This window comes from Mangrovactinospora gilvigrisea, assembly GCF_001879105.1.
Taxonomy (GTDB): Bacteria; Actinomycetota; Actinomycetes; order Streptomycetales; family Streptomycetaceae; genus Mangrovactinospora; species Mangrovactinospora gilvigrisea.
In genome coordinates this window covers 15765-35613 of the sequence record NZ_MLCF01000030.1, presented here as the reverse complement: position 1 = coordinate 35613, position 19849 = coordinate 15765, and the positions used below count along the sequence as shown (strand labels likewise).

At 75.6% G+C, this 19849-nt stretch carries 16 protein-coding genes and 1 pseudogene; 7 read left to right on the top strand and 10 right to left on the bottom strand.

Features of this window, described 5'->3' with window-relative positions:
* The first annotated feature begins 188 nt into the window (after positions 1-188).
* Together BIV57_RS07795 and BIV57_RS07790 are read left to right on the top strand one after the other, a co-directional pair.
* Positions 189-764: a nuclear transport factor 2 family protein gene (locus tag BIV57_RS07795; protein ID WP_071655936.1), complete on the top strand. Its 576-nt coding sequence runs from the start codon at positions 189-191 to the stop codon at positions 762-764.
* A gap of 11 nt (positions 765-775) precedes the next feature.
* Positions 776-1438: pseudogene (locus tag BIV57_RS07790) on the top strand (haloalkane dehalogenase); the annotation flags it as partial.
* Positions 1439-1530: 92 nt separating this feature from the next.
* Here the strand turns inward: BIV57_RS07790 and BIV57_RS07785 are convergent.
* The 7 genes from BIV57_RS07785 to BIV57_RS07755 form a co-directional block, all read right to left on the bottom strand.
* Positions 1531-4092 (bottom strand): polynucleotide kinase-phosphatase, encoded by a 2562-nt coding sequence (locus tag BIV57_RS07785; protein WP_071655934.1) that lies wholly within the window; start codon positions 4090-4092, stop codon positions 1531-1533.
* Positions 4089-5684 carry a 3' terminal RNA ribose 2'-O-methyltransferase Hen1 gene (locus tag BIV57_RS07780; protein ID WP_071655933.1) on the bottom strand — a complete coding sequence of 532 codons (1596 nt, stop codon included), beginning with the start codon at positions 5682-5684 and terminating at the stop codon, positions 4089-4091. The genes BIV57_RS07785 and BIV57_RS07780 overlap by 4 nt, the downstream gene beginning before the upstream one ends.
* 147 nt (positions 5685-5831) lie before the next feature.
* Positions 5832-7136: a hypothetical protein gene (locus BIV57_RS07775; protein ID WP_139275509.1), complete on the bottom strand. Its 1305-nt coding sequence runs from the start codon at positions 7134-7136 to the stop codon at positions 5832-5834.
* Between the two features lie 99 nt (positions 7137-7235).
* Positions 7236-8168 (bottom strand): LLM class F420-dependent oxidoreductase, encoded by a 933-nt coding sequence (locus BIV57_RS07770; protein WP_071655931.1) that lies wholly within the window; start codon positions 8166-8168, stop codon positions 7236-7238.
* Positions 8169-8276: 108 nt separating this feature from the next.
* Positions 8277-8699: a hypothetical protein gene (locus BIV57_RS07765; RefSeq protein WP_071655930.1), complete on the bottom strand. Its 423-nt coding sequence runs from the start codon at positions 8697-8699 to the stop codon at positions 8277-8279.
* Between the two features lie 118 nt (positions 8700-8817).
* Complete coding sequence (locus BIV57_RS07760) at positions 8818-9162, bottom strand: nucleotide pyrophosphohydrolase (protein WP_071655929.1); 345 nt, start codon at positions 9160-9162, stop codon at positions 8818-8820.
* Positions 9159-10700 carry an AAA family ATPase gene (locus BIV57_RS07755; protein WP_071655928.1) on the bottom strand — a complete coding sequence of 514 codons (1542 nt, stop codon included), beginning with the start codon at positions 10698-10700 and terminating at the stop codon, positions 9159-9161. Before BIV57_RS07755 ends, BIV57_RS07760 begins: the two co-directional genes overlap by 4 nt.
* Before the next feature lie 413 nt (positions 10701-11113).
* Between BIV57_RS07755 and BIV57_RS07750 the strand changes: the two genes are divergently transcribed.
* Entirely contained in the window at positions 11114-12010 is an 897-nt protein-coding gene (locus BIV57_RS07750; protein ID WP_071655927.1) for a putative protein N(5)-glutamine methyltransferase, read from the top strand.
* Between the two features lie 531 nt (positions 12011-12541).
* On the opposite strand, the gene BIV57_RS07745 is transcribed toward BIV57_RS07750, so the two are convergent.
* A complete protein-coding gene (locus BIV57_RS07745; protein ID WP_071655926.1) occupies positions 12542-13066 on the bottom strand; it encodes a MarR family winged helix-turn-helix transcriptional regulator in 525 nt (174 codons plus the stop codon).
* Between the two features lie 108 nt (positions 13067-13174).
* Here BIV57_RS07745 and BIV57_RS07740 point away from each other — a divergent pair, with 108 nt between their 5' ends.
* Both BIV57_RS07740 and BIV57_RS07735 read left to right on the top strand, forming a co-directional pair.
* Complete coding sequence (locus BIV57_RS07740; protein ID WP_071655925.1) at positions 13175-14050, top strand: EamA family transporter; 876 nt, start codon at positions 13175-13177, stop codon at positions 14048-14050.
* Between the two features lie 5 nt (positions 14051-14055).
* Positions 14056-14709, top strand: coding sequence for an NAD(P)-dependent oxidoreductase (locus BIV57_RS07735; protein ID WP_071655924.1), 654 nt, complete (start codon positions 14056-14058; stop codon positions 14707-14709).
* A gap of 101 nt (positions 14710-14810) precedes the next feature.
* On the opposite strand, the gene BIV57_RS07730 is transcribed toward BIV57_RS07735, so the two are convergent.
* Both BIV57_RS07730 and BIV57_RS07725 read right to left on the bottom strand, forming a co-directional pair.
* Entirely contained in the window at positions 14811-16127 is a 1317-nt protein-coding gene (locus tag BIV57_RS07730) for a class I SAM-dependent RNA methyltransferase (RefSeq protein WP_419185693.1), read from the bottom strand.
* The gene (locus BIV57_RS07725) at positions 16127-18202 is read right to left on the bottom strand and encodes an APC family permease (protein WP_071655941.1); all 2076 of its coding nucleotides are present in this window, start codon (positions 18200-18202) and stop codon (positions 16127-16129) included. The genes BIV57_RS07730 and BIV57_RS07725 overlap by 1 nt, the downstream gene beginning before the upstream one ends.
* 205 nt (positions 18203-18407) lie before the next feature.
* On the opposite strand from BIV57_RS07725, the gene BIV57_RS07720 reads away from it, so the two are divergent.
* Together BIV57_RS07720 and BIV57_RS07715 are read left to right on the top strand one after the other, a co-directional pair.
* Positions 18408-19079 (top strand): potassium channel family protein, encoded by a 672-nt coding sequence (locus tag BIV57_RS07720; protein WP_071655922.1) that lies wholly within the window; start codon positions 18408-18410, stop codon positions 19077-19079.
* A complete protein-coding gene (locus tag BIV57_RS07715) occupies positions 19079-19798 on the top strand; it encodes a potassium channel family protein (RefSeq protein WP_071655921.1) in 720 nt (239 codons plus the stop codon). Before BIV57_RS07720 ends, BIV57_RS07715 begins: the two co-directional genes overlap by 1 nt.
* The last annotated feature ends 51 nt before the right edge of the window (positions 19799-19849 follow it).

The window sequence follows — 19849 nt, the reverse complement described above, 5'->3', positions numbered from 1 at the left end:
CCGCGAGGCGGGCGGGGGTGGCGGCGGGGGAGCCGTGCAGCGGGCGGCCGGGGTGCAGGCGGCGGGGGTCTGCGGACATGAGCGGATCGTACCCCTTGCGTTAGTGCTCCTAACGGTCTAGTTTCGTTAGTGCCACAAACGTTAGTGGAGCTAACGCCATCGTTGAACGTCGAACGGAGACCGCCGCCATGACCGTGCACGACGACCGCGCCGCCCTCACCGAGCTGCTCGCCCGCTGGGACCGCTGGCTCGACGACAGCCGCTTCACCACGGCCGAGACGGCCGAGATCTTCGCCCCCGACGCGGAGGTGTCGACCCCGGGCGGCGTCCTCCGCGGGCTGGAGGAGATCACCCGGGAGGCCGCCCGCACCCACGGGCGGTGGACCGCCACCCAGCATCTGCACACCGGCACGCTGATCGAGGTCGACGGCGACCGCGCCGACCTCGACATCAGCCGGCTGATGGTGATGGTCGGCGAGGGCCGGGCGCCCGCCAACGCCCTCGGCGAGCGCGCCCGGCTGCGCGCCGTCCGGACACCGGACGGCTGGCGCCTCAGCCGTGTGGCGGGCGAGGTCCTGTGGGCCGCCGACCCCGCCGGGCTGGCCCGGGTCGCCGCGGCGGCGGCCGCGGCGCGGGCCGCCGAGACGGCGACCGTGTCCGACGCCGAGTCCGACGCCGAGTCCGACGCCGACGCCGACGCCGACGCCGAGAGCAAGTCCGAGTCCGAGACCGCGGCCGCGAGCAAGACCGCGTCGAACGCCTGAGGAGAACCGCCATGCCCAGCACCCCCGTTCTCGACTCCCACCTCCACCACGAGGAGTACGGCACCGCGTCCGCCGGCGGAACGCCGATCGTGCTGCTGCACGGCAACCCCGCGTCCTCCTGGATGTGGCGGAACGTCGTGCCCGAACTGCCCCTCGGCACGCACCGCGTCCTCGCCCCCGACCTCATCGGGATGGGGCACTCCGGCCGGCCCGCCGGCCTCGACCACTCCTTCGCCGAGCACGCCCGCTACCTCGACGCCTGGTTCGACGCGCTCGGGCTGGACCGGGTGATCCTCGTCGGCCACGACTGGGGCGGCACGCTCGCCTGCGACTTCGCGGCCCGGCACGCCGGCCGGGTGCGCGGGCTGGCCCTCTTCGAGGCGATCGTGAAGCCGCTCGACGCCGACGAGCTGTCGCCCCAGGCGCGCGAGCGCACCGCGCGGCTGCGGCGGCCCGGCGAGGGCGAGGCGCTCGGCCTGGAGAGCGACGCCCTGATCCGCGGCGCCTACACCGGCGGGGTCCTCCACCCGCTGGACGAGGCCGCGCTGGCGCCGTACCTCGCCCCCTACCCGACGGCCGAGAGCCGCCGCCCGCTGCTGGCCTGGGCGCGGCAGATGCCGATCGGCGGGGAGCCGGCCGAAGTGGTCGCCCGGATCGAGGCGTTCGGCGAGTGCCTCACGCCGGCCTCCGCGGTGCCGGGCTCGCCGCCCCTCCGCCCCGGTCCCCCCAGGGGGCGGGTACGCCGGGGGCGGCGGGGGCGGGGCGCTCAGAGCCGGGGGTCGACCGGCTCGGACTCCAGGGCGAGGACCGCGAAGACCGCCTCGTGGACGCGCCACAGCGGCTCGCCCGCGGCCAGCCGGTCCAGCGCCTCCAGGCCCAGCGCGTACTCGCGCAGCGCCAGCGACCGCTTGTGGCCCAGGCCGCGGCCGCGGAGCTTCTCCAGGCGCTCCGGCTCGGTGTACTCCGGGCCGTAGATGATCCGCAGGTACTCCCGGCCGCGGACCTTCACGCCCGGCTGCACCAGCCGGTGGTCCTTGGTCGCCAGCGCCTCGGCCGGCTTGACGACCATGCCCTCGCCGCCGGCCTCCGTCAGCTCCGTCCACCAGCGGCCGCCCGCCGCCACCGACGCCTCGTCCTCGGTGTCGACGAAGAGCCGGCCGGTCTCGCGCAGCAGGCCGGTGCCGTCCGCCGCCACCAGTGCGTCGATCCACGCCAGCTGCTCGGCGTGCGGGACGGCCGCCAGGCTGCGGCCCTCCGCCGCGAGCAGCTGGAACGGCGCCAGCCGCACCCCGTCCATGCCGTCCACCGTCCAGCAGTAGCGGCGGTAGGCATCCCGGAAGAGCGACGCCGCCCCGTCCCGCGCCTCCTGGCGGGACGTCAGCGCGCCGACGTCCACGCCCCGTTCGGCCGCCGACCGCAGCGCGGCCAGCGCCGGCGGGAACGAGGCCCCGGCCGCCGCCCCCACCGCCGCGTACTGGCGGCGCAGCAGCTCCCCCGCCTTCAGCGACCAGGGCATCAGCTCGCAGTCGAGCAGCAGCCAGTCGGTCTCCAGCGACTTCCAGAGCCCGGCCGCGGTGATCGCGTCGCGGACCGCGGCGAGCACCGCCGCCTCCCGCCCGTCCGACGGATCGAAGAACGGCCGGCCGGTCCGCGTCACCACGGTGCCCGGCGACGCCAGGCCGAAGCGCCGCTCCGCGGCCTCCTCGTCCTTCGCCACCAGCACCACGGCCCGCGAGCCCATGTGCTTCTCCTCGCACACCACGTGCCGCACCCCGTCGGCCCGGTAGCCGGCGAACGCCTCCACCGGGTGCTCCAGGTACCCCTCGCGCGCGGAGGTCGCCGAGGGCGCCATGGTCGGCGGCAGGTAGGCCAGCAGCCGCGGGTCGACGGCGAACCGGCTCATCACCTCCAGCGCCGCGGCGGCGTTCTCCTCGCGGACGGAGATCCGTCCGGCGTGCCGGGTGTCGATGATCCGGCGCCCGGAGACGTCGCGCAGGTCGAGCGGACGCCCCTCGCGGCCGCCCGGCCCCTCCGGGACCAGCGGGCGCACCGGCTCGTACCAGACCCGCTCGGCCGGCACGTCGACGATCTGCCGCTCGGGCCAGCGCAGCGCCGTCAGCCGGCCGCCGAAGACGCAACCGGTGTCCAGGCACAGCGTGTTGTTGAGCCACTTGGCGCCGGGCGTGGGGGTGTGGCCGTAGACGACCGACGCGCGGCCGCGGTACTCCTCGGCCCACGGGTAGCGCACCGGCAGGCCGTAGGAGTCGGTCTCGCCGGTGGTGTCCCCGTACAGGGCGAAGGAGCGGACCCGGCCGGAGGTGCGGCCGTGGTACTTCTCGATCAGCCCGGCGTGGGCGACCACCAGCTTGCCGCCGTCCAACAGGTAGTGGCTGATCAGGCCGCGGATGAAGGTGCGCACCCGGGCGGTGAACTCCTCGCGCTCGCCCTCCGGGAGCGCCTCCAGCTGGGCGAGCGTCTCGGCGAGGCCGTGCGTCGTCTGCACCGTGCGGCCGGAGAGCGCGCGGCCCAGCTTGTTCTCGTGGTTGCCGGGGATGCAGAGCGCGTTGCCCGCCTCCACCATGCCCATGACCAGGCGCAGCACGCCGGGGCTGTCCGGGCCGCGGTCGACGAGGTCGCCGACGAACACCGCGGTGCGGCCCTCGGGGTGACGGGCGTTCACCGGGCGGCCGGACTCGTCGCGCTCCACCGCGTAGCCCAGCTCGCCGAGGAGCGACTCCAGCTCGGAGCGGCAGCCGTGGATGTCGCCGATGATGTCGAACGGCCCGGTGAGGTGGCGCAGGTCGTTGTAGCGCGGCTCCAGGGCGATCTCGGCGGCCTCGATCTCCGCCGCGCCGCGCAGGTGGTGGACGGTGCGGAAGCCCTCGCGGGCCAGCGAGCGCAGCCCCCGGCGCAGTTCGCGGACGTGCCGGGGCACCACGTGGGCGGGCATGTGGGCGCGGTCCGGGCGGGTGCTGTTGCGCTCGGCGCACACCTCCGGCGGCACGTCCAGGACGATCGCCACCGGCAGCACGTCGTGCTCGCGGGCCACCTCCACCAGGTGGCGGCGGTCCTCGGGCTTGACGTTGGTGGCGTCGACGACGGTGAGCCGGCCGGCGGCGAGGCGCTTGCCGACGATGTAGTGGACGAGGTCGAAGGCGTCCTTGGTGGCTTCCTGGCTGCCCTCGTCGTCGGAGACGACGCCGCGGCAGGTGTCCGAGGAGACGGTCTGGGTGGGCAGGAAGTGGCGCCGGGCGAAGGAGGACTTGCCCGAGCCGGTGGCGCCGACGAGGACGACCAGGCACAGGTCGGGTACGGCGAGGCGGGTCATCGGACGTGCTCCTCGGGGGCGTCGGGCTTCGCGTTCGGGTCGGCGGCGGGCTTTGGGTTCGGGTCGGCGTCGGGCTTCCTGGTGAAGACGGCCAGCTGGGTGGGCGGGCCGACCTCGGGGTCGTCCGGGCCGATGGGCCGCCACTCGGCGGTGTAGCCGTAGCGGGACGCCACCTTCTCCGCCCAGCCGCGGAACGTCGCGCGGTCCCACTCGAAGCGGTGGTCGGAGTGCCGGGCGTGCCCGGCCGGGAGCGTCTCCCAGCGCACGTTGTACTCGGAGTTGGGCGTGGTGACCAGGACGGTCCCGGGGCGGGCGGCGCCGAAGACGGTGTGCTCCAGCGCGGGCAGCCGCGGCTCGTCGAGGTGCTCGATGACCTCCTGGAGGACGGCCGCGTCATAGCCGTCCAGGCGGGCGTCGGTGTAGGTGAGGGCGCCCTGCAGCAGCTTGATGCGGCCGGCCTGGCGCTCCGAGATCGAACCGGCGCGGTCCAGGCGGAGCTTGCGGCGGGCGATGGCGAGGGCCCGGACGGAGACGTCGACGCCGACGATCTCCTCCAGCTGACGCTCCTTCACCAGGTCCTGCATCAGGCGGCCGGGGCCGCAGCCCAGGTCGAGGACGCGGCGGGCGCCGGAGGCGCGCAGCGCGTCGAGCAGCGCGGTGCGGCGCTGCTCGGCGAGCGGGACGTGCCGCTCGGCGGGGGCGGCCTCCGGGACGCCGGCGTCGGACGCGTCCTCGCCGGACGTTCCGGCGGCCTCCCCTTCCGCAGCCTCCTCCGCCTCCTCCGCGGCGACCGCGTTGTCCAGCTCCTCGAGTTCGAGGTCGTCGGCCTCGGCGAGACGGGCCATCTCCAGCCGCTCGTCGGCCTCCCGCACCAGCGAGGTGCGGCGCTGGAAGTAGCGGCGCACAATCAGATCCCGCTCCGGGTGCGCGGGCAGCCAGCCCTCGCCGGAGCGGAGCAGCTTGTCGACCTCGTCCGGCGCGGCCCAGTAGTGCTTGGCGCCGTCCAGCACCGGCAGCAGGACGTAGAGGTGCTGCAGCGCCTCGGCCAGCCGCATCCGGCCGGTCAGCCGGACGGCGAGGTAGCGCGACTCGCCCCATTCGGGGAACCGCTCGTCGAGGGCGACGGGCTCGGCCGCCACCTCCCAGCCGAGCGGCGCGAAGAGCCGGGCCAGCAGCTCGGCGCCGCCGCGCGCGGGGACCGCGGGCAGCGCCAGGGTGAGCGGCAGCGGGGCGTCGACCAGCTCCGGGCGGGCGTCGCAGCGGCCCTTCATGGCGCTGGCGAAGACGGCCTTGAGCGCCACCGCGAGCAGCGAGGACGCCGCGTACGGGCGGTCGTTGACGTACTCGGCGAGCGTCGCGTCGGGCGCGCCGCCGCGGCCCTTGCCGCGACCTCGGCGGACCAGGGCGCCCGGGTCGACCTCCAGCAGCAGCGCCGCCGTGCAGCGGTCCGCGCCCGCCTCGGGGTAGAAGACATGCGCGTCGCCGTAGGAGGTGGAGAACCGCTGTGCACGATCGGGGTGCTTGTGCAGCAGGTAGCCGAGGTCGGTCGCGGGCGCGTCGGGCCCGCCGCTGGTCGAGATCGTCAGAAACACCCCGCCAGTATGCTGAGCCGCAGGTCATCCCAGGTACTGGTTTTCGTCACCGTCCTGCCACAAGCGCCTCGAGCGGAACCCGGGGGCGGATGCGGCGGCGCGTTCACCGGGGCGCGCCGGCGGGTCCACCGGGGCGCACCGGCGGGGTCAGCGGTACTCGGCGAGGCGCGGCCTGACGCCCAGCCAGGCGCCGACCGCGGCGGCGCCGAGCAGCGCCAGCGGCAGCGCCGGATGCGGGGCGAGGTCGGCGCGGCCGGCGCCGGTGGCGGCGTCGAAGGCGGCGGACCGCGCGGCGGCGCGGGCGTCCAGGTGGACCTCGACGTCGTAGACGTCGAAGGCGAGATGGCGGCGGGCCACCCCGGTGAGCAGATCGGCGGCCCGCGCGCTGTCGGCGGCGCCGCCGAGGGCGCGCAGCCGGCGGTCGTCGGCGGTGAGGACGGCGAGGCGCTGCCGCACCGCGGCGTCCGGGACGGTGGCGATGCGGCGCGTGTCCGCCGCGAACTGCTGGGCGAGGGCGGGGCGTTGGGACGGATCGACGACCAGCCAGGAGGCCTGCGCGGACGCCGCCCGGGCGGCGGAGACGCGGGCGGCGGCGGCGTCCTGCCAGGCGCGCAGCCCGCCGGAGACGGCGGTGCGGGTGTCGTCGGCGGCGGAGAGCACGGCGAGCGGGGCGCTGACCGCGACCGCGGCGGTGAGGACGGTCGCGCCGAGCAGCGCCGGGCTGAACCGGCGGCCGTAGCGGCGGGCGAGGTCGCGCTGCCACCAGACCAGGAAGCCGACGGTGGCCGCGCCGAGCCCGGCGGTGGCGCCGCCGAGGACCGTCCCGGCGGTGCCGGCCCGGTCCGCGAGATCGGCGGCCCGGTCGGTGTAGGCGCGGGCGAGGGCGTCCGCCTGGGGGAGCGCCTCGGTGTCGAAGAGGTCGCCGGACTGCTCGGTGTGGAGCAGCGCGAGCTGCGGCGGCCGGCCCGGCGGGTGGTCCAGCCCGGCGGCGTCGTCGGCGCGCGCGGTGGTGGCGTCGTAGCGGGAGAGGACGTCGAGCAGGACGGCGACGCGGGCGTGCGCGGAGCCGTCCTCGGCGAGGTCGGCGATGAGCGCACCGGCCTGGGTGCGCAGCAGCCGGGCGCTGGTCAGGGCGAGTTGGCGGTTGCCGATCCCGCCGCCGGGGACGAGCCCGGCGGTGTGCTGGGCGTCCAGGTCGGCGAGCGTGGCGTGCAGCTGGTAGGCGGCGGCGGCGCGGGTCCGGGCGGTGGTGGTGAGGTCCCGGAGGTCGGCGCGCAGCCGGAGCGCGGCCAGGCTGGTCAGGGCGGCGAGGACGGCGAGCAGCAGGAGCGCGATGCCGGCCTGGGCCCACAGCCGGGTGGGCGGGGTCCGCGGGGGCACGGTCCGACTCGGCAGGATGCGCGGCGCCGTTGTTGCCCCCGTCGACGCCGCGGCCTTCCGCGGAGCGTTCACGGCGTCGACGCTAGGCCGCGGGGACGGCGCCGCGGTGACGCACCGCCATCGCGTCGACGTCGTCCGAGGAAACGCTGGGGGCGCGGACCCGACCCGCCGTCAGCCCAGCTGCGGCGCCACCTCGTCGGCGATCAGGGCGATGTGGTCCAGGTCGTGGATGTCGAGGATCTGGAAGTAGAACCGCGTCGCCCCCGCCTCCGCATAGCGGCCGATGGTGTCGACCACCTCCGCCGGCGTCCCCGCCAGCCCGTTCTCGCGCAGCTCCGCAGGCTCCCGCCCGATCGCCGCGGCGCGGCGCGCCACCTCCGCGTCGTCCCGGCCCACACAGGAGACCAGCGCCGCCGAGTAGCGCATCGACTCGGCGGGCCGGCCCGCCGCCGCGACCGCGTCGCGGACCCGGCCGAACTGGGTGCGGGCGTCGTCGACGCTGCCGAAGGGCAGGTTGAACTCGTCGGCGAACCGGGCCGCCAGGGCCGGCGTGCGGGTGGCGCCGTGCCCGCCGACCAGCACGGGGATCTTCGGCTGCACGGGCTTGGGCAGCGCGGGCGAGTCCTTGAGGGTGTAGTGCGTCCCCTCGAAGTCGAAGGTCTTGCCGGCCGGCGTCTCCCACAGGCCGGTGATCACCGCGAGCTGCTCCTCCAGGCGGCCGAACTTGGCCTTGGGGAAGGGGATGCCGTAGGCGGTGTGCTCCTCCGCGTACCAGCCGGAGCCCAGGCCGAACTCGACGCGCCCGCCGGACATCTGGTCCACCTGGGCCACCTGGATGGCCAGCGGCCCGGGGTAGCGGAAGGTGGCGGCGGTCATCAGCGTGCCGAGCCGGATCCGCGAGGTCTCCCGGGCGAGGCCGGCGAGGGTGAGCCAGGCGTCCGTGGGGCCGGGCAGCCCGGAGACGTCGCCCATCCTCAGGTAGTGGTCGCTGCGGAAGAACGCCGAGAAGGCGCCCGCCTCCTCGGTGGCGCGGGCGACGGCCAGCAGCTCGTCGTAGGTGGCGCCCTGCTGGGGCTCGGTGAAGACGCGAAGATCGAGGTCCATTCCCCCATCGTGGCCCATCGGCCCCGCAGCCGGTGCACCCGGCGCACCCGGCGCACCCGGCGCACCCGCCACGCACTCCCACCACGCCCGCCCCGCCGTGCCCGCGCCTCACGGCACCGCGCCGCCGCCCCTCCCCCGGATCGCCCGGGCCAGCTGCTGCAGCCGGTCGTTGATCTCCCCCGTCGCCGCCAGGGTGTCCTCCCGCAGCTCGCCGTCGTCCAGCGCATGGAGGGTGGCGCGGACCCGGCCGAGCAGCAGGGCGAGGCCGGCGAGCGCGGCGGCCACGTCCAGCTCGGCCTCGACGTCCGCGTACGCCTCGGCATCGGCCTCGGCGCCGGGCTCCGCCCCCGGCAGCGCGGCCCGCGCCAGCGCCGCCGACCCGCAGAGCGCCGCCGCCTCCACCGCCGCCCCCGGCATCTCCCGCCCGAGCCGCTCGCCAATCGCCTCCACCAGCGCGAACGCCCGCCCGCAGAGCGCCAGCCGGCGCTCCGCCTCGGCCCGTCCCCCGCACAGCACCTCTGCCGCACCCATCCGGCCCACCCCGCTCCCGCGACCCGCCCCTCGTTCTGACGCCCCCTACGCTGTCACCCCGGGAAGGACCCGCCGCAAACCCGCCGCGGCGCCTGTGGATAACTCTCGAAGCCGCAGCTCACCGGGCTTTCGGAAAGCGCCCCTCATTGCGGACGATCTTCGCGGCGAGCGCCTCCAGCGGATCGACGTCCAGCACCGTGCAGAGCTGCAGCAGATACGCCAGCACGTCCGCGACCTCGTCGTGCACCCGGTGCGCCCGCTCGGGGTCGTCCATCACCGCAGCCGACTGCTCCGGCGTCAGCCACTGGAAGATCTCCTGCAGTTCGGCCGCCTCCACGCTCAGCGCCGCGACCAGGTTCTTCGGGGTGTGGTACGGCCCCCAGTCCCGCGCCGCGGCGAACTCGGCAAGCCGCTTCTGCAGTTCGGGGACGGTCGGGGGCCGCTGCTGCTCGTTGTCGTTCACGCCCCGTTTCTACCGCTCCCGGGCCCCGCCGCGCCGTCCGACCCCGCCGTGCCGCCCGGCCCCGCCGTGCCGTCCGCCCCCGCCGGATCGGCGGCGCGGAGCGGGCGAACGCGGGCGCCCGGCATGCCGGTGACGATCCGCGTCTCGCGGACCGACCGCTGCCGCGGCAACACGCCCTCCGCCTCGACCGCCGTCCCGGCCACCGCGCCGAGGGTGCCCAGCCGCACCGGTTCCGTCCCGCCGGCCTGGCGGCCCACCGGGGCCAGCACGCTCGCGCCCGTCTCCGGGTCGCGCCGGCAGTGCACCAGCGCGGCGCCCGGCACGTCCGCGGCCGCGCCCGGGTCGTGCACCGCGCCGACCGCCCGGACGTGCCCCAGCGCGCACATCTCGGCGGCCAGCCGCAGCAGCGCGAGCTGCTGGCCGCGCGCCATCCCGGCGTCCATGTCCTCGGCGAGCACCGTCAGCAGCCGGTCGGCGTCCGGCACGTCGACGGGGTCCATCTGCAGCACGCCCGGCCCGGTGAGCAGCACCGAGGCGAAGGCGAGGAAGCGCAGCAGCCCGTCCGACGCGGACTCCAGCGGCACCAGCCGCCCGTCGTCCCCGGACCCGGACCCGGACCCGGCGCCGGATCCGAACCCGGACCCGAACCCGACGCCGGACCCGCCCGCGACCGCCTCGCGGAACCCCGCGACCAGCCGCTCCCCCGCCCGTCCCGGGCCCGGCTCGCGCCGCACCTGCAGCGCCCGCACCGGCAGCGGGCTCACCGACTGCACCGCCCGCAGCAGCCGCCCGTGCCGGAACCGGCACTCCTGCTGGATCCGCTCCACCACGGCCGCGATGTTGTCGGCGTGGCGGCGCAGCATGGTGTCGCCCGGCACCCCCGGCCCGCGCATCAACTGCGGCACCGGCTCGCTGGGGTAGACGCCGCGCAGCGCGACGAGCACCTCCTCGGCGGCCATCGACACCTGGCGCTCGGCCGCCGTGGCGCCCGCGATCCGCAGCGGCAGCTGGGCGGTGAGCAGCCGGTCGTCGTCGAAGGGGGCGCGGATCTGACCACCCGGCACATCCGAGTGCCAGGCGCCGTGCAGGGTGCCGCGCGCCGAGCCGGCGCCCTCGAAGCCGCCGTGCGGATGGAGCGTCTCCAGCAGGATGCGGCCGTGCCCGGTGAGCCGCTCGCGGACGATGCGCGGCTCGGGCCGCACCTCCACGGCGACGTCCAGCCGGATCGGGCCGTGCCGGGTCTCGACGGTGCAGCCCAGCAGGAAGCCGCGCCGGTCGAGCGGCGCGCAGCCCGCGGCGCCGCCGCGCACCGGGCGCGCGGCGGGTCCGTCGCCGCCGCCGTCGAGGCTCTCGGCGAGCGGGCGGCCCAGCGCGAGCCGGGAGAGCACCTCCAGGCCGTCCAGGGCGTTGGACTTGCCCGCGCCGGAGGGCCCGCAGAGCACGGTGAGGGGGGCGAGGGGGAGCACTGCCCTCCGGTACGACTTGAAGCCGGTGAGCCGCACCTCGGTGACGGCCGGCCGCACCATCCGGTCGGTCATGACGGGCACGCTAGCGGCGCGCTCGTCCGGACCGACGATCCTGAGGTGACGCTTCATCATTTCCGGCGACACCGGTACCGCCCCCTCCCCCTGTGCGGTAAGCGCATGCTGTCCTTCGTTGTCCATCCGCGAATACGCACGGCGGGCGCGGCGGGTTGCGGCCGTGCGGAACCGTTACCGGCCTGCGGCGCGGCGGTGTACTGTGAGCGCGCGCCGGAGGCCCGGCGCGATCCGCCGCTGCCGCAGGCAGCCGGCCCGAGGAGGTGGGAACGATCACCGTCCGTCCGGTTCGGGCGCTCCCGCCCCGGGTGCCGATGGCCTGAGCACGCGTCGCAGCATGCCGTACGGCAGGCGTCGCGCGGCCGCGCCGCACGCCCCCGGGGGCGCCCCGCGGTCCCCGAAAGGCCCCCGCCATGACCACCCGCCGCGTGCCCGCCCCTTCCCCGACTCCCGCATCTCCCGCATCTCCCGCCGAAGGCTCCCCCCTTGCGGCCGCCGTCGTGCGGCTGCGCGCCGCCGGCTGCGTCTTCGCCGAGGACGAGGCCGCGCTGCTGGCCGCCGAGGCCGCGACCCCGCAGGAGCTCGACGCCCTGGTGGCGCTGCGCGCCTCCGGCCGCCCGCTGGAACACGTCGTCGGCTGGGCCGAGTTCTGCGGTCTGCGCATCGCGGTCGGGCCCGGGGTGTTCGTGCCCCGCCGCCGCACAGAGTTCCTCGCCGGCCTCGCCCGCCGGGCGCTGCGCGAGGCGGTGGCCCGCGCCCCGCGGCCGGTCGCCGTCGACCTGGGCTGCGGCTCGGGCGCGCTCGCCGCGGCGCTGGCGGCGGACGCCGTCCCCGGCGCGGAGCTGCACGCCGCGGACGTCGACCCGGTCGCCGTCCAGTGGGCGCGCCGCAACCTCGCCGCCTTCGGGGCGCGGGTCCACCAGGGCGACCTCTTCGACGCGCTGCCGTCCGAACTCCGCGGCCGGATCGCGGTGCTGACGGCCAATATGCCCTACGTCCCGAGCGGCGAGATCGGCCTGCTGCCGTCCGAGGCGCGCGACCACGAGCCGCGGGTCGCGCTCGACGGCGGCCCGGACGGGCTCGCCCCGCACCGCCGGGTCGCCGCCGAGGCCGCGGCGGGCTGGCTGGCCCCCGGCGGGGTGCTGCTGGTGGAGACGAGCGACCGCCAGGCGGCGGGCGCGCTGGCGGCGTTCCGGAGCGCCGGACTCGCGGCCCGCGTGGAGCGCTGCACGGAAACGGACGCCACCGCGGTGATCGGAACACAGCCGTCCGAAAACCCCGCGATCCGCATCCCCAGGGCCGATCCGTAGCCCGCGAAACCCGGTGGGGCGGCGGCACCTGCGGCGCCCGCCTCGGCTATGTCGGCCTGCCCACCGCGCTCGGCCTGCTCGACGCCGACTGCCGGGTCGTCGGCCTGGATGCGAGTCCGCGGCGCCTCGAGGCGATCCGGGCGCGCCGCGCCGACCTGACGCGTGACGACCGTCTGCGCCTGGAGCGCTGCGCCGACGACCCGCGGCGGCTCGGTGCCGCCGGTCTTCCACCATGGGTGCGCCGACTCCTGCGAGCCCACCTGCGCCACCACGCCGGCGCTGCTCTCGGCGTTCCTCGACCGGCCGGCCGCGCGCGCCCCGCGGGGCACCACGGTCTCCACCGTCGGCTACGGCACCTCCACCGCCGCCTGGACGTACACCGCGGACGCGCACACCGGCTCGCACGCCGAGCGGGTCGACCTCAGCGCCATCTCCAGCGGTGACCGCAAACTGGTGATCACCCAGGACACCCCGCCGTCGGCAGCGCCACGGTGGACGACTTCTCCTACCGCGCGGCCTCCTGACGGAGGCTCAGGACCCGCCCTCGCCGGGCGCGTCGCCCAGATCGACCAGCAGGGTGCGCAGCAGCCCGGCGAGGGCGTCCTGCTGCTCGGGGTCGAGCGACTCCAGCAGCCGCCGCTCGTTGGCGACATGGCCGCTGAGCGCGGTGTCGACGAGCGCGCGGCCCTCCTCGGTGAGCCCGATCAGCACGCTGCGCCGGTTGTCCGGATCGGTCTCCCGGTCCACCAGCCCGCGCTTGACGAGCCGGTCGACGCGGTTGGTGACGGCCCCCGAGGTGACCATCGCGCTGGCGCCGAGCGCGCCCGCGGTGAGCCGGTACGGGGGGCCGGAGCGCAGCAGGGTGGCGAGGATGTCGAACTCCCACAGCTGCAGGCCCTGGGTGGCGAAGTAGTCGCCGAGGCCCTTCTCCAGCAGCCGGCAGGCCCGTTGGACGCGGCCCACCACGCCCATCGGCGCGGCGTCCAGGGCCGGGCGCTCGGCGCGCCACTGCTCCAGGACGCGGTCGACGTTGTCGCCTCGGGTGTCCGCCGGCATCGACCTCAACTCCTCAATGTTGAAGTGTTTGACATCAAGGTAGCAGAGGCCTAGTCTCCTCAACGTCGAACAGTTCGACATTAAGACGTTTTCGCCGAGGAGGCTCCCGTGAACCGCACCGTGCTTCCCACCGCTCTCGCCCCCGCCGCCTGGGGCACCACCTACCTGGTCACCAGCCAATGGCTGCCGCCAGACCGGCCGCTGCTCTCCGGGGTGCTGCGCGCCCTCCCGGCCGGCCTGATCGCCCTGGCGCTGGCCCGCCGCCTGCCGCAGGGCGTCTGGTGGTGGCGCTCGCTGGTGCTCGGCACCCTCAACATCGGCGCCTTCTTCGTGCTGCTGTTCGTCGCCGCCTACCGGCTCCCCGGCGGCCTGGCCGCCACCCTCGGCGCCGCCCAGCCGCTGCTCGCCGCGCTCTTCGCGATGCCGGTGCTCGGCGACCGGCCCACCCGCCGGCGGCTCGGCTGGGCCGTCGCCGGGGTCGCCGGGGTCGCCCTGGTGGTGCTCCGCGCCCAGGCCTCCCCCGACCCGCTCGGCATCGCCGCCGGGCTCGCCGGCACCGCCTCCATGGCGCTCGGCACCGTCCTGGCCAAGCGCTGGGGGCGCCCCGCGGGCGTCGGTGCGCTGGCCGTCACCGGCTGGCAGCTGACCGCCGGCGGGCTGCTGATCGTCCCCCTCGCGCTCGCCGTCGAGGGCCCGCCGCCGGCGCTGGACACGCCCGCGGTGCTCGGCTACGCCTGGCTGGCGATCGTCGGCACCCTCGCCGCCTACCTGCTGTGGTTCCGCGGCATAGCCCGGCTGCCGGTCGCCGCGGTCTCCTTCCTCCCGCTGCTCTCCCCGCTGGTCGCCGCGATCGTCGGCTGGGCCGCGCTGGGGCAGGGCCTCACGCCCGTCCAGGTCCTCGGCTTCGCCCTCGCGCTGACGTCCGTCGCCGCCGCGCAGTTCACCCCCGCCCGCCCCGAGCCCGCCCTCGCGAAGGGAATCTGACCGCCATGAGGATCACCGTCATCGGAGCCGCCGGCACCACCGGACGCCGCATCGTCGACGAGGCGCTGGCCCGCGGCCACCGCGTCACCGCCGCCGTCCGCAGCCCCGAACGCGCCACCGGCCTCCCCGCGGGCGTCGCCGTCCGCACCGCGGACGCCGCCGAGGCGGCGCAGGTCGCCGCGCTCGCCGCCGGCCAGGACGCGCTGGTCTCCGCCACCCGCCCGGCGCCCGGCCGCGAGCACGAGCACCCCGCCACCGCCCGCGCGCTGCTGCGCGGCGCGGCGGCGGCCGGGGTGCGGGTGCTGATCGTCGGCGGCGCGGGGAGCCTCACCGCCCCGGACGGCGGGCTCGCGGTGGACGACCCGCGCTACGTCGACCCCGCCTGGCGCGCCATCGCGCTGGCGAGCAACGCCCAGTACGACGCCGTCCGCGAGGAGGCCGCCGCCGACCCGGAGGCCGACTGGACCTACCTCAGCCCGCCCGCGATGCTCGGCCCCGGCACCCGCACCGGCCGCTACCGCCTCGGCCGCGACGCCCTGCTGACGGCCCCGGACGGCGCCTCCGCGATCACCACCGAAGACCTCGCCGCGGCCCTCCTCGACGAGCTGGAGCAGCGCCGCTTCCCCCGCACCCGCTTCACCGTGGCCGCCGCCCCGTAAGGGGCGCGGGGAACTGCACGAGTGACCACCACCGACCCGCCGCCCGGCGACCGCCCCCGCACCGCAAGCGCGGCCCCCGCAGGGCGGCGCCGCCGGCCGCCTCAGCCCATCCGCACCAGCGTCGCCACGCACTCCAGGTGATGCGTCATCGGGAAGAGGTCGAACGCCTTGAGCGAGATCGGCCGGTACCCGGACTCCCGGAAGTAGGCGAGGTCGCGAGCCAGCGCCGCGGGGTCGCATGCCACGTACGCGATCCGCCGCGGGCCCAGGCCCGCGACCGCCGCCGTCACCTCGCGGCCCGCGCCCGACCGCGGCGGGTCCATCACCACCAGGTCGCACTCCTCGATCCCGGTGCGCGGCAGCACCTCCTCCACGCGCCCCTTCTCCACCCGCACCCGCTCCAGGTCGGCAAGGTTGAACCGCGCGTCGGAGACCGCCTGCTTGGAGGACTCGATGCCCAGCACCGCCCCCTCCTCGCCGACCCGCGCGGCGAGCGCCCCGGCGAAGAGCCCCACCCCGCAGTACAGGTCGAGCGCCATGTCGCCGTCCCGCGGGTTAAGTCCGGCCATCACGGCCTCCACCAGCACCTCCGGCGCCGAGCGGTGCACCTGCCAGAACCCGCCCTGGCTCACCCGCCAGGTGCGGTCCGCGGCCCGCTCCCGGACGAACTGCCGGCCGTGCACCCGCACCCGGCCGCCCTGCTCGTCCACCCGGGTCACCGACACCGGCCGGTCCAGCTCGACGAGCGGCAGCCGGGCGCCCGGCCGCGGCTCCAGCACCACCTGACGGTCCTTCGAACCGGTCGCGGCGATCGCCTCCACCTCGGCCATGCCCGGCCAGGAGTGCTCCTCGACGCCCAGCTCCTCGACGCCCTCCGCGGCGATCAGGCAGTGCTCGACCGGCTCCACCTCGTGCGAGCGGTGCCGGCGCAGGCCGGCCCGGCCGTCCTCGTCCACCGCGAAGTCCACCCGGGTGCGCCACGCCGGGACCTGCCCCTTCGCCACCTTGTCGCCCGGCGCCGGGGCGACGCTGCCGTCCCAGCCCACCTCGGACGGCTCCACCCCGGCGAGCCGCCGCAGCTGCTCGGTGAGCACGTCCGCCTTGAGCCGCCGCTGCGCGCCGAGCGCCGCGTGCTGCCAGTCGCAGCCTCCGCAGCGGCCCGGCCCGGCGTACGGGCAGGGCGCCGGCACCCGGTCCGGGGAGGCCTCCAGCACCTCCACCGCGTCCGCCCGCAGGAAGCGCGAGCCCTCGCCGCCGTCCGTGACCTCGGCCACCACCCGCTCGCCGGGCAGGGCGTGGCGCACGAACAGCACGCGGCCCTCGTGCTTGGCCACGCAGTGCCCGCCGTGCGCGACCGGGCCGACCTCGACCTCGTAGCGCTGCCCGACGAGGTCCTGGGCCCGTTCCCGCTGCTGCATCATGTCCTCGATTGCGTCGTGCTGTCGTTCGTGCCGTCGTTGGCGCCGCGGCCGGGCGCGCCCTGCTTCTGGTAGCCGCGCCGCACCGCACCGGGCGCGGAGAAGTCCCGCCGGACCAGCCGCTGCTTGGCGTCCCGCGCCGATTCCAGCTGGTAGGGCACCGAGGTGACCATCACCCCGGGGAGGAAGAGCAGCCGCGCCTTCAGACGCAGCGCACTCTGATTGTGCAGCAGATGCTCGTACCAGTGCCCGACGACGTATTCCGGGATGTAGATCGTGACGACGTCCCGCGGGCTCTCCCGGCGCACGCCCTTGACGTAGTCGATCACCGGACGGGTGACCTCGCGATACGGGGACGCCAGCACCTTCAGCGGCACCGGGATGCCCCGCCGGTCCCAGTCCTCCTGGAGCGACCGCGTCTCCTCGCCGTCCACCGAGACGGTGACCGCCTCCAGCGTGGACGGGCGCGCCGCCCGCGCGTAGGCGAGCGCCCGCAGCGTCGGCTTGTGCAGCTTGGAGACGAGCACCACCGAGTGCACCCGGGAGGGCAGCAGCTGCTCGGGCGCGTCGTCGTCGGCCTCCAGCTCCTCCGAGACCCGGCTGTAGTGCCGGTGGACGGCGCTCATCAGCAGGTAGAAGACGACCATGCCGGAGACGGCCACCCAGGCGCCGTGCAGGAACTTGGTGGCCATCACGATCAGCAGCACCAGGCCGGTGAGGAACGCCCCGAAGGTGTTGATCGCCCGGGAGCGCTTCATCCGGGCGCGCTTCTTCGGGTCCTGCTCGGTGCGCAGATGCCGGTTCCAGTGCCGCACCATGCCGGTCTGGCTGAGCGTGAAGGAGACGAACACCCCGACGATGTACAGCTGCAGCAGCCGGTTGGAGTCGCCGCCGTAGACGTAGATCAGGATCGCGGCGAAGACCGCCAGCAGCACGATGCCGTTGCTGAAGGCGAGCCGGTCGCCGCGGGTCGCCAGCTGCCGGGGCAGGTAGCGGTCGCGGGCGAGGATCGAGCCCAGCACCGGGAAGCCGTTGTAGGCGGTGTTGGCGGCGAGGAAGAGCACCAGCGCGGTGACCGCGGCGAGGAAGACGAACGGGATCGAGCCGTTGCCGAAGACCGCCGCCGCCACCTGCGTGATGATCGGGTCCTGGTGGTAGCCGCCGCCCGCCGGGCGGCCGTTGATGAGGATGTCGGTCGCCGGGACCTCCGCCATACGCACCTTGGTGTGCAGCGCCAGCGCCAGGATCCCGATGAACATCACCACGGCCAGCGCGCCCATCATCGCCAGCGTGGTCGCCGCGTTCCGGCTCTTGGGCTTGCGGAACGCCGGCACCCCGTTGCTGATCGCCTCCACCCCGGTGAGCGCCGCGCAGCCGGACGAGAACGTCCGCAGCAGCAGGAACACCATGGCGAATCCGGCGAGATGGGTCTGCTCGGCGCGCAGCGTGTAGCCGGCCGTCGGCGCCGCCATGTGGTCGCCCAGCCCGAGCCAGCGGAACAGGCCCCAGACCACCACGCCCAGCACACCGGCGACGAACGCGTAGGTGGGGATGGCGAACAGGACGCCCGACTCGCGCACCCCGCGCAGGTTGACCAGCGTCAGGAAGGCCACCACGGCGACGCCGCAGGCCACCTTGTTCTGCGCGACGAAGGGCACCGCCGAGCCGAGGTTCTCCAGCCCCGAGGAGACGGAGACCGCGACGGTCATCACATAGTCGACGAGCAGCGCGCTGGCCACCGTCAGCCCGGCGCGCCGTCCGAGGTTGGTGGTGGCCACCTCGTAGTCGCCGCCGCCGCTGGGGTAGGCGTGCACGTTCTGCCGGTACGACGCGACCACCGTGGCCATCAGCACCACGATCGCCAGCGTGACCCACGGGCTGAGCCGGTAGAACGAGACCCCGGCGATGGAGAGCACCATCAGGACCTCGCCGGGGGCGTAGGCCACCGACGACAGGGGGTCGCTGGCGAACACCGGCAGCGCGATCCGCTTCGGGAGGAGGGTCTCCCCCAGTTGGTCGCTGCGCTGCGCCCGGCCGATCAGGATCCGTTTCGGAAGGTCGCTCAGTTTCGGCACGGGCAGCAAGTATGCGGCATCCGGGCGGGGGGTCGCGACCTGCCCCGCGGAACCTCTTCCCCGGCCCCGCGGCGAACGGTCCCGAACGGGGATGCACAACCCGCTCACGGTAGCGGATACGGTTAGCGGTGGCATTGACATCACGCGTCCGGGTCTCGCACCCGGCCGTCCGACGAGGCGCACACGAGAGGTGCGGGTAACCGCGATGCACATCGTGATCATGGGTTGCGGGCGGGTGGGTTCCACCCTCGCCAGGACCCTGGAGCAGCAGGGCCACTCGGTGGCCGTGGTCGACCAGGACGCCACGGCCTTCCGGCGCCTCGGCTCCGGCTTCTCCGGGCGGCGCGTCACCGGCGTCGGCTTCGACCGCAACACGCTGCGGGAGGCCGGCATCGAGGATGCCGGCGCCTTCGCCGCGGTCTCCAGCGGCGACAACTCCAACATCATCGCGGCCCGGGTGGCCCGCGAGACCTTCGGCATCGAGAACGTCGCCGCCCGCATCTACGACCCCCGGCGGGCCGAGGTCTACCAGCGGCTGGGCATCCCCACCGTGGCGACCGTCCGCTGGACGGCCGACCAGATGCTGCGCCGGCTGCTGCCCAGCGGCGCCGAGCCGGAGTGGCAGGACCCGAGCGGCACCGTGCTGCTCGCCGAGGTGCACACCTCGCCCAAGTGGATCGGCCGCAAGGTGCGGCAGTTGGAGGACGCGGTGCCCGACCCGGGTGCCCGGATCGCCTTCCTCACCCGGCTCGGCGAGGGCGTGGTGCCGGACGGCTCGACGGTCCTCCAGGAGGGCGACCTGGTGCATGTGATGGTCCACCGCAGTCAGCTGCCCGCCGTCGAGGCGGCGTTCGAGAAGGGCCCGGAGGAGAACTGATGCGCGTCGCGATCGCCGGGGCCGGCGCCGTCGGGCGCTCCATCGCCGGAGAACTGCTCGAGAACGGGCACGAGGTCCTGCTCATCGACAAGAACCCGAGCCACATCACCGTGGAGCGGGTCCCCCAGGCCGAGTGGCTGCTCGCCGACGCCTGCGAGATCACCTCGCTGGACGAGGCCGCGCTGCAGCGCTGCCACTGCGTCATCGCCGCCACCGGCGACGACAAGGTCAACCTGGTGGTGTCGCTGCTGGCCAAGACCGAGTACGGGGTGCCGCGCGTGGTGGCGCGGATCAACCACCCGTCCAACGAATGGCTGTTCAACGACGCCTGGGGCGTGGACGTCGCCGTCTCCACCCCGCGTCTGATGTCCGCGCTGGTCGAGGAGGCCGTCAGCGTCGGCGACCTGGTGCGGCTGCTGCGCTTCAGCCAGGGCGACGCCAACCTGGTCGAGCTGACGCTGCCGGACGAGGCCGCCCTGGTGGGCGTCCGAGTCGGGGACGTCACCTGGCCCGAGGACACCGCGCTGGTGACGATCATCCGGGAGCACCGGGTGCTGGTGCCGAGCCAGGACGACGCGCTGGAGGCCGGCGACGAGCTGCTCTTCGTCGCCGCCCAGGAGCGCGAGACCCAGCTGGAGGACCTGCTCTCGCTCACCCGCGACGAGATGCAGGCGGCCAAGGCCGCCCAGTCCGAACCGGGCAGCGCCACCTCCGAGTAACCGTTTCCCCCTTCGCTTCGGCGCCGCACCCCGGAGGGGTGGGGTGCCGGG